The organism is Bacillus sp. PDNC022, from assembly GCF_016919285.1.
GTDB classification, from domain to species: Bacteria; Bacillota; Bacilli; order Bacillales; family Bacillaceae; genus Bacillus; species Bacillus safensis.
In genome coordinates, this window is record NZ_CP070345.1 from 952,046 (window position 1) to 967,839 (window position 15,794).

The 15,794-nt window shown below is 41.8% G+C and carries 14 protein-coding genes; 13 read left to right on the plus strand and 1 reads right to left on the minus strand.

Annotation, left to right across the window (positions count from 1 at the left end; genetic code table 11):
* The first annotated feature begins 12 nt into the window (after window positions 1–12).
* The 11 genes from alsE (at window position 13) to JVX94_RS05040 (ending at window position 13,654) form a co-directional block, all read left to right on the plus strand.
* Complete coding sequence (gene alsE / locus JVX94_RS04990) at window positions 13–705, plus strand: D-allulose 6-phosphate 3-epimerase (RefSeq protein WP_205184745.1); 693 nt, start codon at window positions 13–15, stop codon at window positions 703–705.
* Between the two features lie 185 nt (window positions 706–890).
* Window positions 891–1,931, plus strand: coding sequence for a LacI family DNA-binding transcriptional regulator (locus tag JVX94_RS04995; RefSeq protein WP_205184747.1), 1,041 nt, complete (start codon window positions 891–893; stop codon window positions 1,929–1,931).
* Between the two features lie 219 nt (window positions 1,932–2,150).
* Window positions 2,151–3,407 (plus strand): ABC transporter substrate-binding protein, encoded by a 1,257-nt coding sequence (locus JVX94_RS05000; protein WP_203129899.1) that lies wholly within the window; start codon window positions 2,151–2,153, stop codon window positions 3,405–3,407.
* Between the two features lie 30 nt (window positions 3,408–3,437).
* A complete protein-coding gene (locus tag JVX94_RS05005; protein WP_205184749.1) occupies window positions 3,438–4,370 on the plus strand; it encodes a carbohydrate ABC transporter permease in 933 nt (310 codons plus the stop codon).
* The gene (locus JVX94_RS05010) at window positions 4,370–5,200 is read left to right on the plus strand and encodes a carbohydrate ABC transporter permease (RefSeq protein ID WP_205184751.1); all 831 of its coding nucleotides are present in this window, start codon (window positions 4,370–4,372) and stop codon (window positions 5,198–5,200) included. The genes JVX94_RS05005 and JVX94_RS05010 overlap by 1 nt, the downstream gene beginning before the upstream one ends.
* A 31-nt stretch (window positions 5,201–5,231) precedes the next feature.
* Complete coding sequence (melA, locus tag JVX94_RS05015; RefSeq protein WP_205184753.1) at window positions 5,232–6,563, plus strand: alpha-glucosidase/alpha-galactosidase; 1,332 nt, start codon at window positions 5,232–5,234, stop codon at window positions 6,561–6,563.
* Between the two features lie 313 nt (window positions 6,564–6,876).
* The gene (locus JVX94_RS05020; RefSeq protein ID WP_205184755.1) at window positions 6,877–8,337 is read left to right on the plus strand and encodes a CoA-acylating methylmalonate-semialdehyde dehydrogenase; all 1,461 of its coding nucleotides are present in this window, start codon (window positions 6,877–6,879) and stop codon (window positions 8,335–8,337) included.
* A 223-nt stretch (window positions 8,338–8,560) separates the two neighbouring features.
* A complete protein-coding gene (locus tag JVX94_RS05025) occupies window positions 8,561–10,099 on the plus strand; it encodes a glycoside hydrolase family 43 protein (protein ID WP_197197917.1) in 1,539 nt (512 codons plus the stop codon).
* Window positions 10,100–10,134: 35 nt separating this feature from the next.
* Window positions 10,135–11,400, plus strand: coding sequence for a glucuronoarabinoxylan endo-1,4-beta-xylanase XynC (xynC, locus tag JVX94_RS05030; protein WP_205184757.1), 1,266 nt, complete (start codon window positions 10,135–10,137; stop codon window positions 11,398–11,400).
* Window positions 11,401–11,540: 140 nt separating this feature from the next.
* Window positions 11,541–12,248, plus strand: a complete 708-nt coding sequence (locus JVX94_RS05035) for a response regulator transcription factor (RefSeq protein WP_203129895.1) — start codon at window positions 11,541–11,543, stop codon at window positions 12,246–12,248.
* Window positions 12,249–12,250: 2 nt separating this feature from the next.
* Window positions 12,251–13,654, plus strand: a complete 1,404-nt coding sequence (locus JVX94_RS05040) for a sensor histidine kinase (protein ID WP_095408651.1) — start codon at window positions 12,251–12,253, stop codon at window positions 13,652–13,654.
* Between the two features lie 56 nt (window positions 13,655–13,710).
* Here JVX94_RS05040 and JVX94_RS05045 read toward each other — a convergent pair whose 3' ends face one another.
* Window positions 13,711–14,019 (minus strand): magnetosome magnetite crystal formation protein family, encoded by a 309-nt coding sequence (locus JVX94_RS05045; protein ID WP_025093214.1) that lies wholly within the window; start codon window positions 14,017–14,019, stop codon window positions 13,711–13,713.
* Between the two features lie 312 nt (window positions 14,020–14,331).
* Here JVX94_RS05045 and JVX94_RS05050 point away from each other — a divergent pair, with 312 nt between their 5' ends.
* Window positions 14,332–14,724 (plus strand): MerR family transcriptional regulator, encoded by a 393-nt coding sequence (locus JVX94_RS05050; protein ID WP_095408695.1) that lies wholly within the window; start codon window positions 14,332–14,334, stop codon window positions 14,722–14,724.
* A gap of 29 nt (window positions 14,725–14,753) precedes the next feature.
* Complete coding sequence (locus JVX94_RS05055) at window positions 14,754–15,674, plus strand: alpha/beta hydrolase fold domain-containing protein (protein WP_095408650.1); 921 nt, start codon at window positions 14,754–14,756, stop codon at window positions 15,672–15,674.
* The last annotated feature ends 120 nt before the right edge of the window (window positions 15,675–15,794 follow it).

A 15,794-nucleotide genomic window follows, 5' to 3' on the forward strand; every position in this document is an offset into this window, starting at 1 on the left:
AGGAGCCAGAGAATGACAGCCGTTTTTTCACCTTCACTGATGTGCATGGATTTAACGCACTTCCGTGAACAAATTCATCTTCTCAACACGAGAGCAGACCGGTACCATGTCGATGTGATGGATGGGCATTATGTGAAGAATATGACGTTATCACCCTTTTTCATTGAACAGCTTCGGAAAATAACAAATTTACCGATTGATGTTCATCTAATGGCCGAACACCCTCAGGAATTTTTAATCGATGCATGTATTGATGCAGGCGCAACGATGATTTGTTTACACCCAGAAGTCGTGCAAAAAGATGCCTTTCGAATGATCCGGCATATTCACCAAAGAAAATGTGAGGTTGGCTTTGTTCTAAATCCCGCCACACCTGTTACAGCATTAGATTCCTTTATTCATTTAATAGACAGAGTGACGATCATGACAATCGATCCAGGCTTTGCCGGACAGCCTTTTATTAAAGAAATGCTTCAGAAAATTAAACAGGTGAGAAATATCAAAAAACACGGAGGATACTCGTTTTCAATTGAAGTAGACGGTTCTTGTAATGAGAGCACGTTCCGGCTGCTTGCTGAGGCTGGAAATGAGATCTACATCATCGGCACCTCAGGTTTATTTGGACTTCATAAAGAACTCGATACTGCTTGGGACAAAATGAAGCAAATATTTGCAAAAGAAACAGCCTCAATCGAATCACGTTAGTAAAAGAGAGGATGAAAACCATCCTCTTTTTTACGCAAATTTTACTAAAACACAATTCATTCACCAAAACTTACCCAAAAACAAAAGAAAAATCACAAATTCATAATTGAAAGCGCTTTATTAATATGTTATCCTTCAAATATCTTTAGTAAATATTTAGTCAAATAACGATGAGGAGTTTGCCTATGACCACACTCAAAGATATTGCTCATGATGCAAAAGTGTCCGTTTCCACTGTATCCCGTGTGTTAAATGGCGATCAAACGCTTGCTGTTTCACACGCAACGAGACAAAACATCCTCGACATTGCTAAGAAGTTAAACTACACCCCAGTGAGAGCAAGAAAAGCCGATCAAGCAGAAGAAAAAAGCCCATCTGAATCCCCAGTCATCGGTGTCGTTGTCGCTCAATCCATTGACGAAGAATTAAATGATCCCTTTTTTTCCTCGATTCGAAAAGGAATTGAAAAAGAATATGCCAAACAAGGCTTGTCCACTCTCCATACCTTTCGCCTAAGAAGCATGGATAAAGGGGCGATACTAAAGGATATTGACGGTTTGATCGTCATTGGACGAATCAGCCCAGATACGGTTGAAAAAATGACAAATCGAATGGAACACATTGTTTTTATCAATCATTATGCGGATGAAGATTTGTATGATTGTGTACATGTGGATTTTGTCAGAGCGGCAGATCGCGCCATTCGCCATCTGCAATCTCTCGGCTATACACATCTAGGCTATATTGGCGGGAAAGAGCGGGAGCATTATTTTGAAGGTAATGCTGTGATTGAGGACGAAAGACAAACGACGTTTATGAAAAGAATGCAGGAGGCGGGAACTCTTCATATGGAAGACATCCACATTGGTGAATACTCCATGCAAGAAGGCTATACGCTGATGCAGCAAGCGATCAAAAAAGGAAAACTGCCGCAAGCCTTTTTCATTGGAAGTGACTCTATGGCAATCGGGGCAATGCGCGCTCTGCATGAAGCCGGTCTACACATACCTTCAGATGTATCCATTGTTGGATTTAATGACATTGAAGCCGCTTCATTTTCAAGCCCGCCGCTTACAACCGTCAAAGTATATACAGAAGAAATGGGGGAAGTCGGCCTGAAGCTTTTGCTTGAGAGAATAAACGGAAGAAAACTTCCTCTAAAAGTCGTCGTGCCAACAACACTCATCGAGCGAGGCAGTACATGTCTCATCCATGAAAGGAGGTGAACCATCGATTTCAGCTAACAAAAAAAGAGACAAAAAAGCAGAAAGCAAGCTGCTTAGCATGATGGCCAGATCATGCTGAACACAAGGCAGCCTGCCGATATGCTCTCTTATCTCTTTGAAAAGAATAGAATTCCAGTATAATGGACTTCTTTTGTTTCCGCAACTGCATGAATTCTACCGATTATCGTCTGAATTTTCAGTGATCAAAAGGAGGAAAACATGAATAAAAAAATCATGCTGCTGACTGCAGCCATTTTCTTGACCATGATGTTGTCTGCCTGCGGCAATAACGGCTCTTCTGAAGCAAATGGAAAGATCACCTTGACGCTATTTTCAACGATGAGCAACAGCGGGGAAAGAAAAGCGTTTGAAGAAGTCATTCGTGAGTTTGAAAAGGAGCATCAACAGATTCGAATCGATGCCAATTTCCCAGGCAACAGCTATGAAGATATGATCCGCGTCAAAATGGGGGCAAATGATATGCCAGACCTGTTTGATACACATGGCTGGGCCAAACTGCGCTATAGCGAGTATGTGGCTGATTTAAAAGAGATGGATTGGGTCAAACAGCTTGATCCTTCACTCGACCAGATTTTAAAGGACCAAGATGGCAAAGTGTACGCCTATCCGCTGAATCAAGCAAAAGACGGGCTTAGCTTTAATGCCAATCTATTAAAGGATTATGGCATTGAAGTCCCTAGAACACTTGATGAATTAAAATCTGCTTTGCTGACGGTGAAAGAAAAAAGTAAAGGAGATGTTGTGCCGCTCTGGATACCAGGAGGAGATAACTCAAATATTGCCCAAGTCTTTGATGAGCTGGCGACGCCTTTATTAATCACCGATCAAAAGCATCAATACGGAAAAGAACTTGAAAACGGATCATTTGATTGGTCTCTCTATACACCGCTTGCCCAGTTTATGAAAGATTTGAAGGATCAAGACCTTTTAAACAAGGATGTCCTAACAGCGAAACTATCTCAAGCGCCTGAACTCATGGCACAAAACAAAATCGCCTTCACCTTTGTCGGAGGATCCTTAGGACCTGAAGCAACAGAGCTGAATTCATCGATCAAAGTAGGCACGATGCCTGTTCCAGCCATTCATGAAGGAGATGAACAAAGCTGGATTGGCGGCGAACGGTTTACTGTCGCTGCTTGGAAAGACTCTAAGCATCTAAAAGAAGCAAAACAATTCATCGATTTTTTAGCAAAACCTGAAAACGCAAAAAAAATAGCAGAGGGCACATCCTCTGAAACAGCTCTAAAACAAGTGAAAGCGAAAAACTATTACTCTACCTTTTACGATCAATACGAACAGGTGAAGATTGAACCGTATTTCGATCGAAAATACTTACCAAGCGGAATGTGGGCGGTCATGGCAACAACGGGGCAAGAATTATTAGCAGGCTCCATCACACCAGAACAGTTATCAAAGAAAATGGAAGAGGAATATAAGCGTTTGAAAAAACAATAGCCGATGGATGCTGAAACAGGAGTGAAGCCAATGAATGACATCACAAAAGCAAAGCAGCCAGCCGCATTCACCTCTTTACCAAAACAAAAGATACAAAAACGCCAGAACACCTCACTTTGGTGGATGTACATGCCAGCTGTTCTCGTCGTCAGTACCTTTATCATTTATCCTTTTTTGAACGGCATTCAGCTTTCTTTTACGAATTGGAACGGTTTCTCACAAACTTATCAATGGATTGGTCTTGAGCAATATCAAAGGCTGCTGCAGGATCCAGCGACATGGCTTGTTGTCAAAAACACGCTTCTCTATGGAATTGGGAGCACCATCTTACAAAATATCATCGGACTTGGATATGCTCTTTTATTAAATCAAAGCTTAAAGATGAAAGCCATCACAAGAACGGTCATCTATTTACCTGTCATGATCAGCCCGATTGCGATGGGCTATATTTGGTATTTTGTGTTTGCATACCAAGGCGGGGCCTTAAATGATGTGGTGACGTTTTTTGGATTTGATCAAATGAATGCGCTCGGCAACCCGCAATTAAACACATGGATCATTGTGCTTGTCAACACATATCAATTCGTCGGGATTGCGATGATCATTTATTTAGCAGGACTTCAAAGTATTCCAAAGGATTATTATGAAGCGGCACAATTAGACGGCGCATCGAGCCTCCAGCAATTCAGACGGATCACATTGCCGCTGCTTATGCCGTCGATCACCATTAATGTTGTGCTGAATGTCATTGGCGGGCTCAAGCTCTTTGATGTCATTGTGGCACTCACAGGCGGCGGTCCTGGAGATTCCTCGCAATCCATGTCGACCTTTATGTATGATCTGTATTTCAAACGTCAGGATGCAGGCTATGCAGCGACACAAGGGGTTTTCATGGCGGTCATCATCCTTGTCATTAGTGTCGCAGCGCTGATTTATTTCAAACGAAAGGAGACCGAGGTGTGATGGATAACGCCTATAAACGCAAGAAAAAATGGTACTCCGTCCTCGCACTATTGATCACATTGCTACACCTCATTCCATTTTATATTTTGGTGACGACATCATTAAAGGGGATAGGAGATTTTAGTTCAAAATGGCTGTTTCCGAAAGCACTGCATCTTGAAAACTTCCGCACAACATGGACAGAGGCTCAGCTTGGCCAGTCCTTTTTGAATACAGTGATCATTACGTTCAGTTCCGCTGTATTGCTCATTTTCTTTGGATCTCTTGCAGCCTATCCGCTTGCAAGAAGGAACACAAAGCTGAATAAAGCAGTCTATGTTTTATTTATTGCCATTATGGTCATTCCACCGCTTACAGCCCTTGTCCCGCTCTATAAAATGGTCGTTCAAATCGGGATGATGAATACCTATCAAATTGCTATTTTAAATAATGTGGCTGCTTTTTTGCCGCTGACGATTTTCTTATACGCAGGCTTTATCAGGTCGACAATTCCAAAGGAACTTGAAGAAGCTGCCCGTATTGATGGGGCAGGGACACTCAGAGTTTTTTTCACTGTCGTATTTCCGCTTTTGAAGCCCATTACCGCTTCAGTGTTAATCATTGCCTGCGTGTATATTTGGAACGACTATCAATTTGCTATCTTCTTTCTGCAAGATAAAGAGATGCATACACTCACAGTCGCCTTATCCCATTTTTTTGGTCAAAATCAGCATCAGCTTCAGCTCGTTGGGGCAGCTGCACTCATTGCGATGCTGCCAATGGTCACGATGTTTTTACTTTTGCAAAAACATTTTATCGCAGGGCTTTCACAAGGCTCTGTCAAAGGCTAGCCCAATATGGATGTAAAAAGGAGAATCGTCTATGTCTAAAATTACATTTATCGGTGCAGGGAGTACCGTGTTTGCTAAAAATATATTAGGAGATTGTCTGTTTGTTCCCGCCCTTGCAGGCTTTGAATTCGCATTATATGATATCGACCACAACCGGCTGAAAGAATCAGAAACGATGCTCCGGCATTTAAAAGCAAATTACGGTGCAAATGTGACCATCCAGTCCTATCACAACCGGAAAGAAGCCTTACAGGATGCGAAATATGTCATCAATGCCATCCAGGTCGGAGGCTACCGTCCAAGTACTGTCATTGATTTTGAAATACCAAAAAAATACGGATTAAGACAAACGATTGCAGATACGGTAGGGATCGGCGGCATCTTCCGCTCCCTTCGAACAATCCCTGTCATGCTTGACTTTGCAAAGGATATGGAAGAGGTTTGCCCAAATGCTTTATTGTTAAATTACACGAACCCAATGGCCACACTGACTGGGGTGATGCTGCGCTATACTCAGGTTCAAACGGTTGGTCTCTGTCATAGTGTGCAGGTGTGTACAAAGGACCTATTTGAATCTCTTGAAATGGATCATGAAGGCATTGAAGAAAAAATCGCCGGCATTAACCATATGGCATGGTTATTAGAGGTAAAACGGGATGGTAAAGACTTGTATCCAGAAATCAAAAGACGAGCAAAAGAAAAACAGCAATCGCGGCATCATGATATGGTTCGTTTTGAACTGATGGATAAATTCGGCTACTATGTCACAGAATCCTCAGAGCACAATGCCGAATACCATCCATATTTCATCAAATCAAGGTACCCAGAACTAATCGGTCAGTTTAACATTCCGCTCGATGAATACCCGAGACGCTGCGAGGAACAAATCAAAAATTGGAATACAATGAAGCATGACCTTGTAGGAAACACACAGATCACACATACCCGCTCTAAAGAATATGGTTCCCGTATCATTGAAGCCATCGAAACGAACGTTCCCTTTAAATTTGGAGGAAATGTTCTAAACACTGGCGGGCTCATTGACAACCTGCCTGAAAAAGCCTGTGTAGAAGTACCGTGTGTGGCAGATCGAAGCGGCATCATGCCATGCTATGTCGGAGAGATTCCTGAACAATTGGCTGGACTCAACCGAACGAATATCAGCTCACAGCTGATGACCATTGAAGCAGCAATCAGCGGTAAAAAAGAACACATTTATCAAGCGGCTCTACTGGATCCACACACAAGCGCTGAATTATCAATTGACGACACCATTAAATTATGTGATGAACTCATTGAAGCACATGGAGAGATGCTGCCAAATTATATAGAACCAAATCAATATGCCGCATCAACCAAATAACAGAAATGAACCAGTCTCTACCTGATGCACCGCGCATCAGGTTTTTGTTATGAAGCAAAAAGAGGATTGACTGAGGGCCATTTTAATATTATGATTTTTCTAAAGTTAATCAACAGTTAACCAAAAAAACACCATGAATTTTTGGCATTCTAGTGTCATATGTCACAAACAAACCAGTTTATCACAACGTAAACCAAAACTGCCGTTTGATTTGACAAAGAGTGTATACAGATGAATGCCCGTTAGATGAGACAATGACGATACATACACATCCTTTAACAAGACATTCTTTAACAAAGAGGAGAGAGGGAACATGACCAAAACAGATGTACAAACGTTGAAAAATTATATCGGCGGACAATGGATTGAAGCAGAAACAAGTCAAACAGAAGCAGTGTATAACCCAGCCACTGGCGAAATCATCGCGGAAGTGCCGCTTTCAACAAAAACAGATGTTGAACGTGCGGTACAAGCAGCACAGGAAGCGTTTACTACTTGGTCTAATACTGCTGTTCCCAGACGTGCACGCATTTTATTTAAATACCAGCAGTTACTCGTTGAGAACTGGGATGAGCTGGCTGAACTTGTCACGATTGAAAACGGAAAAAGTGTAACTGAGGCAAAAGGAGAAGTACAGCGAGGCATTGAATGCGTCGAATTCGCAGCCGGCGCCCCAACTTTAATGATGGGAAAACAATTGCCTGATATTGCAACCGGGCTAGAGTCTGGCATGTACCGTTATCCAATTGGCGTCATCGGCGGCATTACGCCATTTAACTTTCCAATGATGGTTCCATGCTGGATGTTCCCGCTTGCCATTGCCTGCGGAAATACGTTTGTTTTAAAACCTTCAGAACGAACACCTATTCTTGCAGCACGGTTAACAGAGCTGTTTGAAGAAGCAGGTCTTCCAAAAGGTGTTCTCAACATTGTCAATGGAGCGCACGATGTCGTCAACGGCCTGCTTGAACATCAAAAGGTCAAAGCCATATCGTTTGTCGGCTCTCAGCCAGTCGCAGAATATGTCTATAAAAAAGGAACAGAGCATGGCAAACGTGTCCAAGCACTTGCAGGGGCAAAGAATCACTCTATCGTCCTCAAAGATGCGGATTTAGACGCGGCAACCAAACAAATCATCGGGGCTGCCTTCGGATCAGCAGGAGAGCGCTGCATGGCCGCAGCCGTTGTCGCAGTGGAAGAAGAAGTGGCGGATGAGTTGATTCAAAAATTAGTTGATGAATCAAACGAGCTCGTCATTGGAAACGGGATTAATGAAGACGTCTTTCTTGGTCCAGTCATTCGAAAGGAACATAAAGAACGAACGCTTCAATACATCCAGTCAGGGATTGAAGAAGGAGCAAGCCTCATTCGTGATGGCCGGCAAGATGATCAAACAAATGGAGAAGGGTATTTCGTCGGACCGACAATCTTTGATCATGTCACAAATCAAATGAAAATTTGGGAGGACGAGATTTTCGCCCCAGTCTTATCAATTGTCCGTGTTTCTTCATTAGCAGAAGCAATCGACCTGTCCAATCAATCAAAATTTGCGAACGGTGCCTGCCTGTATACGGACAGTGCATCAAGCATAAGAGAATTTCGCGAAAACATCGAAGCGGGCATGCTCGGCGTAAACATCGGTGTACCCGCACCAATGGCATTCTTCCCGTTTTCCGGCTGGAAGGATTCTTTCTACGGAGACTTGCATGCCAATGGTACTGACGGAGTAGAATTTTACACAAGAAAGAAAATGGTCACCGCTCGTTATATGTAAGCTACATGCAATGAATCATGATGAAAAAATGCAGCCCCAGCATGGGAGACTGCATTTTTTGTTGTCTCCTAGTCAAAAAGTAAGGGTTTTCATCTTGATTCCATCAAGGATTTGCACTAGAAATCATTCTTTCTATTCATTCTTCATCAGTACCTATCAACATATTTTGAAATTGGGCCTAAACCCCAATATTAGGAAGATGAAAACAGGAGGAAATGAAACGATGAGGACGAGGATGAAGTGCGGCGTTGGTTTATTGATTTTTGCTTTGGTACTGAGCTTTTTACCCGTATATGATGCGAGTGCGGCAAGCACAACAATTGCTAAACGTGTAGGAAATGCAAACCCGCTCATAGACCACCACTTGGGCGCTGATCCGTTTGCGCTCACCTATAACGGAAGAGTGTACATTTATATGTCGAGTGATGACTATGAATATCACAGCAACGGAACGATTAAAGATAATTCTTTTGCCAATTTGAATAGGGTTTTCGTCATCTCTTCAGCAGATATGGTGAACTGGACAGATCATGGCGCGATTCCAGTAGCCGGAGCAAATGGGGCAAATGGCGGCAGAGGAATTGCTAAATGGGCAGGTGCTTCCTGGGCTCCATCAGCGGCGGTGAAAAAAATCAATGGGAAGGATAAATTTTTCCTTTATTTCGCGAACAGCGGCGGAGGGATTGGCGTTCTGACAGCAGACTCCCCAATCGGTCCATGGACAGATCCTATCGGAAAAGCGCTCGTCACACCAAATACACCTGGAATGTCCGGTGTTGTATGGCTGTTTGATCCAGCCGTTTTTGTAGATGATGACGGCACTGGTTATTTATATGCCGGTGGAGGCGTTCCAGGCGGTTCTAATCCTACGCAGGGACAATGGGCCAATCCTAAAACAGCAAGAGTGCTAAAACTAGGGCCTGATATGACAAGTGTTGTGGGCAGCGCCTCGACCATTGATGCTCCTTTTATGTTTGAAGACTCTGGGATGCATAAGTATAACGGAACCTATTACTATTCCTATTGCATCAACTTTGGCGGCTCCCACCCAGCAGATAAACCACCTGGTGAGATCGGTTATATGACGAGCTCAAGTCCTATGGGTAACTTTACGTATAAAGGGCACTTCCTGAAAAATCCGGGTGCATTTTTCGGGGGAGGCGGTAACAACCATCACGCTGTGTTCAATTTTAAAAACGAGTGGTATGTCGTGTATCATACCCAAACGGTCAGCTCTGCCTTATATGGAGCAGGAAAAGGCTACAGATCTCCGCACATTAATAAGCTTGTGCATAATGCTGACGGCTCCCTTCGAGAGGTTGCAGCCAATTTTGAAGGGGTCAAACAGCTTTCGAACCTGAATCCTTATCAGCGGGTAGAAGCTGAAACATTTGCTTGGAATGGACGCATTTTAACAGAGGCCTCCTCAGCCCCAGGCGGACCGGTCAATAATCAGCATGTCACAAACATTCAAAACGGAGATTGGGTGGCTGCCAGTAACGTCGATTTCGGATCAAACGGCGCAAGAACATTTAAAGCGAATGTCGCATCAAATGCAGGCGGGAAAATAGAAGTACGCCTCGGAAGCCCTGACGGCAGACTCGTCGGAACACTAAATGTCCCTTCCACAGGCGGAACGAACAACTGGCGAGAAGTAGAAACAACTGTAAACGGAGCAGCTGGCGTACACAACGTATTTTTTGTCTTTAAAGGAACGGGTGCAAACCTATTTCAATTTGATTCCTGGCGGTTTACTCAATAACAAAGGATGACAAAATGATAGGAGAGTGGAAAAATTTGATGTCAATGATCAAAAAACCAATCTGCACTTTATTGGTCTGCTTCACCATGCTGTCTGTCATGTTCATCGGACCTTTCGTGACTGAAGTTTCAGCAGCAGATGCCAATATTAATATCAATGCAGAAAGACAAGTGATTCGCGGATTTGGCGGAATGAACCACCCGGCTTGGATTGGTGATTTGACCGCACCTCAAAGAGAAACTGCCTTTGGAAATAGGCAGAATCAGTTAGGATTTTCCATTCTAAGAATTTATGTAGATGAGAACAGAAATAATTGGCACAGAGAGGTCGCCACTGCCAAAAGAGCCATAGATCATGGAGCTTTAGTAATCGCTTCACCTTGGAATCCTCCAAGCCAAATGGTGGAGACCTTCAACCGTAATGGTACAACTGCAAAGCGGCTGAGATACAATCAATACGCCGCATATGCTCAGCATCTGAACGATTTTGTGACGTATATGAAAAATAATGGCGTCAACCTCTATGCGATATCAGTACAAAACGAGCCCGATTATGCACATGAATGGACATGGTGGACTCCTCAAGAAATCCTGCGTTTCATGAGAGAAAATGCCGGCTCCATTAATGCCCGCGTGATTGCGCCAGAGTCCTTTCAATACCTTAAAAATATATCAGATCCTATCTTAAACGATCCGCAGGCGCTTGGAAATATGGACATTCTCGGAGCCCATTTGTACGGAACCCAAATCAGCCAGCTTCCGTATCCTCTATTCAAACAAAAAGGAGGGGGAAAAGAGCTTTGGATGACAGAGGTCTACTACCCGAATAGCGATAACAATTCAGCCGACCGCTGGCCTGAGGCATTAGGGGTTTCAGAGCATATTCACCATTCGATGGTAGAAGGGGACTTTCAGGCATATGTTTGGTGGTACATCCGCAGATCCTACGGTCCTATGAAGGAAGACGGAATGATCAGTAAACGCGGTTACAACATGGCGCATTTCTCCAAATTTGTACGCCCAGGATACATCAGAATTGATGCAACGAAAAGTCCTGAACCAAATGTTTTCGTATCTGCCTATAAAGGAAACAACCAGGTCGTCATTGTCGCGATTAACAAAAACAATACAGGAGTCAATCAACACTTTGTGATGCAAAATGGAACTGCTTCGCAAGCGTCAAGATGGATTACAAGCAGCAACAGCAACCTTCAGCCTGGTACAGACTTAAATATATCAGGTAATCAATTTTGGGCCCATCTCCCAGCTCAAAGTGTGACCACATTTGTAGTCAAACGCTAGAATGAATTGAATCACGAAAAGCCAATTTTCTTTTGAAATGAGAAAATCGGCTTTTTTTATGCAAATAGGAAGTTGATTTTATCACTATGTACGCACATTGGGTATAATAATGACAATGACTTCAGGAGAGTGATCAATGTATGCCAAAGCTACAAAGCAAAGTATTAATCATCGATGACGAAAAAGAAATTTTAGAATTAATCAACACAGTATTAACAAGAGAAGGCATTGATCGCGTCATAACAGCTTCAACTGCCCGTGATGGTTTGGCAAAATTCCATCAAGAACAACCCGATCTTGTCATACTTGATATTATGCTGCCAGACGGTGAAGGCTATGATATTTGCAAACAAATCAGAGAGACCTCCCATGTTCCGATTATTTTTTTATCAGCAAAGGGAGAGGAATCAGACAAAATTGTAGGACTTGCCATCGGCGGGGATGACTACATTACAAAACCGTTCAGCCCAAAGGAAGTCGCCTACAGGGTGAAAGCGCAGCTGAGACGGGTCTCATACTGGCAGGCAACTCAAGCCGATGCCGTGATCAAAAAAGGGCCGTTTGAGTTAAACGAGCAGCAAGCAGAACTGACTAAAAATGGCGCGGTCATTGAGCTCACACCGAAAGAGCTTTTGCTTATGACTTATTTCCTGCAGCACCCGAACCGTGTCATCAATAAAGAAACGCTTTATCAAACTGTTTGGGGAGAAGACTTTTTCGGTTCTGACAATACGGTAATGGTTCATATACGAAGACTCCGGGAAAAAATAGAGAATTCCCCGTCAACACCAGAGTTTCTCATCACAGTCAAAGGGCTTGGCTATAAATTTGTTGTAAAGGATGCGTAAGGATGAAATGGCGATTAACAGGCAGATATATGGTCTCTGTCATTATCGTGACCATAATCACGGTCTTTATCAACTTATTCGTATTTATGATTTGGCTCGTACTTCAGGCAAACAGCCAGTATAACGAGGAAAATACGCCCGAAACCTTCACAAGATCATTTGAACAATACGTCTCTTTTTCTGATCAAGGAATGACCGTAAACAAAGAAGGGCAGCAAGCCTTAAAACAACAGAATGCATGGATTCAAATTTTAGACGAAAATGGACAAGACGTGTATCATGCGCAGGCACCTAAAGGATTAAAGAACAAATATACACCAATAGAAATCGTGAACTTACATAAATATAAGGATAAGCAATTATTTTCGACCATTTTTGCTGGCGGAAAAAAAGTAAAGGGCAAAGAATATAGCTACTTTATCGGATTTAAAGACCCTTCTATTGGAAAATACCTATTCTCGTTCGACACGAAAGACTTAGTGACAAAATTCAATATCGGGACGATGATTTTATTATCAATCGATGCCATCATTGCGTTACTCATTGGTTACTTTTTCAGCCGGCAGCTCACAAAACCGCTCGGTCGTGCCATTCATGGCATCCAGCAGCTGGCAAACGGAGATTACACGACAAATCTGCCCGCTAAAGGAATTTATAAAGATGTCTTTTATAATGTCAATCACTTATCAGAGCAGCTCGCTTCAAGCAAAAAAGAAAAAGACAAATTAGAGCAAATGCGGGAAGAATGGATCACCCATATTTCTCATGATATTAAAACGCCGCTAGCTTCTATTCAAGGCTATGCAGAAATCATCAAAGATCCAAAGTATCCTCTTTCAAAGCAAGACATCAGACATTACGCAGGCATCATTGAGAATAAATCACTTTACATCAAAGATGTCATGGAGGATCTGAATTTAACGACAAGGCTGAAAAATAACGGCGTCATGCTAAATAAAGAGCTGGTCAACATTGTGTCACTGCTGCGGGAAACGTTAATTGATATTTTAAACGATTCAAGATATGCGGATCAGACGATTGAGCTTCAAACAAATGAAGACAAGCTTATGCTGAATATTGATAAAATCCTCATTCGAAGAGCAGTTACCAATCTTATTTTAAATGCCCTCGTTCACAACGATCCTGATGTGACGATCACTGTACAGCTTGAACAAAAAGAAAAAAACCATATCACGATTAAAGACAACGGCAAAGGAATAGAAGAAGCAGAGCTGGAAAAAGTGTTTGACCGCTATTACAGAGGGACGAATACAGGAGTTTCGCATGCAGGCTCTGGTCTTGGGATGGCGATTGCAAAGGATATTATCGTCAAGCACGGCGGGGATATCACCATCCGCAGCAGCGTGGGGAAAGGAACAACAATTGATATCCAACTACCAGCATGAAAACATACAAAAAAACGGTTCTGATCAACAACAGAACCGTTTTTTTCACCTATTATTTATTCTGAAAACACTTTGATGCCTTTGACAATGTTCCAAATGAAGAAGTAGATGGCAACAAGGAATGTCACTGCATATGTCGCAATTAAGAAAGGCCCCGCATGGCTGATATCTTTCATACCAAGTAAACCTGAACCAAGGATGCCAATACCAAAAATCAAATAAGGTATGACATGCGTCCATAATGATTTTTTCGCATGATATTTCACTTCGTCCTGACCTAAGAAATAGACGATAATTGGGAACAAAAATGGTGCGAAAAAGATACTGAAGTAACATAATGATGACAAGACTTTATTTTCTCTCAAAACGTTTCACCTCTATGATTTATTAACTACTACAAACACATTGTACTACCTCAACCTTAACCTGTATTAATCTGAACCTTACAGCAACCTTAAAAAACTCATTCTTCTGGTACAAAAATGTAATCGCATCAAATGGAGAAAACCTATAAAAACATATTGAATGATTTAAAACACCATCTCAGAGCCTTTAACCGGCTGCATGTGATGGTGTTTTTTTTCACGAAAACATATCTTGACCTTGAAGTATAGTTCAACCTTTATAATGTAAATATAGAAAGACAAAATCACGAAAAAGGAGTAACGACGGAGTTGATGACTAGAGGAGAACTTGCCAAACAAACAGGAATAAGTCCTGCCGCAATTCGTTACTATGAAGAACACAACATTTTACCTGTCCCAAGACGCCATTCGAACGGTTATAGACGATACACAGAAGATTACATTGTGAAAATTCAATTGATCAAAGATGCCAAATCATTGGGTTATTCCCTAAAGGAAATAAAAGAAATATTGGAAATGCTGAGTCAAGACATAGAACTTGATACTTTAAAAAGAATTGTACATCAAAAACATGAAGAAATTGAAAAGAAAATTAACAGTCTTCGTCTCATTCAAGACCTTCTATCTAACTTATTAAAGACTCCTGAGAAAGAAGTACAAGTGTATCTCAAATCATTTCGTGTGATGAATCAGGATGACGAATAAACATATCTGCTTAAAGGAGAGAAAACAAAATGAGTATTGACATTTTTAATGGAGAACGTTCTGAAGAAAGTATTCAATTTGAAAAATTATTCACGTCCCAAAGTAATAAAGAGAGTTTTGCTAGTGTTGAAAGAACCAAAAACTTTCTGTCTCAAATAGAAAATATAAAGCCTTATGCAATCGGAGATGATGTGAAATTAAAAAGTGAGGTAAAGGAGCAGACTTTCGAAGGAATGCAGGTTTTCACATTGAATGACCAAAAGTCGCAAAAACAAAAGGTGATTTTATATATACATGGTGGTGCCTGGGTAAACCAGCCTCTCAATTTCCATTGGTGGTACATGGATAAAATGGCTAGGTCCCTTAACGCCAAAGTGATAGCACCTATTTATCCTAAATTACCTCATTACAGCTACCAAGATACCTATCCGAAAATCTTAAATCTATATAAAGAAATACTGAAAACGGTTGAGAGTACCAATCAATTAACGATTATGGGAGATTCAGCGGGCGGAAATATCTCACTTGGCTTGGCACATCTCTTAAAGATGGAAGGTCTGCCGCAGCCAAAGGATATCATTTTATTATCTGCATGTGTTGATATGAGTTTAAGCAATCCTCTTATATCTGAATATGCCTTTAAAGATCCCATTTTAGCCCCTGAAGGAATAGACGTCATTACAAAAATTTGGGCAGCAGATAAAGGGATAACTGACCCATTAATCAGTCCAATTCACGGTGACTTTAACGGTCTTGCGAAGATCACTCATTTTATTGGAACACACGACATTTTATATCCAGATGCAATAAAGCTTGATGAAAAGCTAACAGAACAAGGAATTGACATGAAAACCTTTGTTTATCCAGAAATGCTGCATGTATTTGTCGTCATGCCAATCCCTGAGGCACAAGACGCTCAGGAAAAAATCATTCAGGTGATAAATAGTTAGATTCTCTTTTCACATATCAATATGCTCCAGCTTGAATATTTGAAAGCTTAGCAAAATGGACTGCTTACTGAAAGCAGTCTTTTTCCATTCAACATGAGATACATTCAGAATGTCAATTCA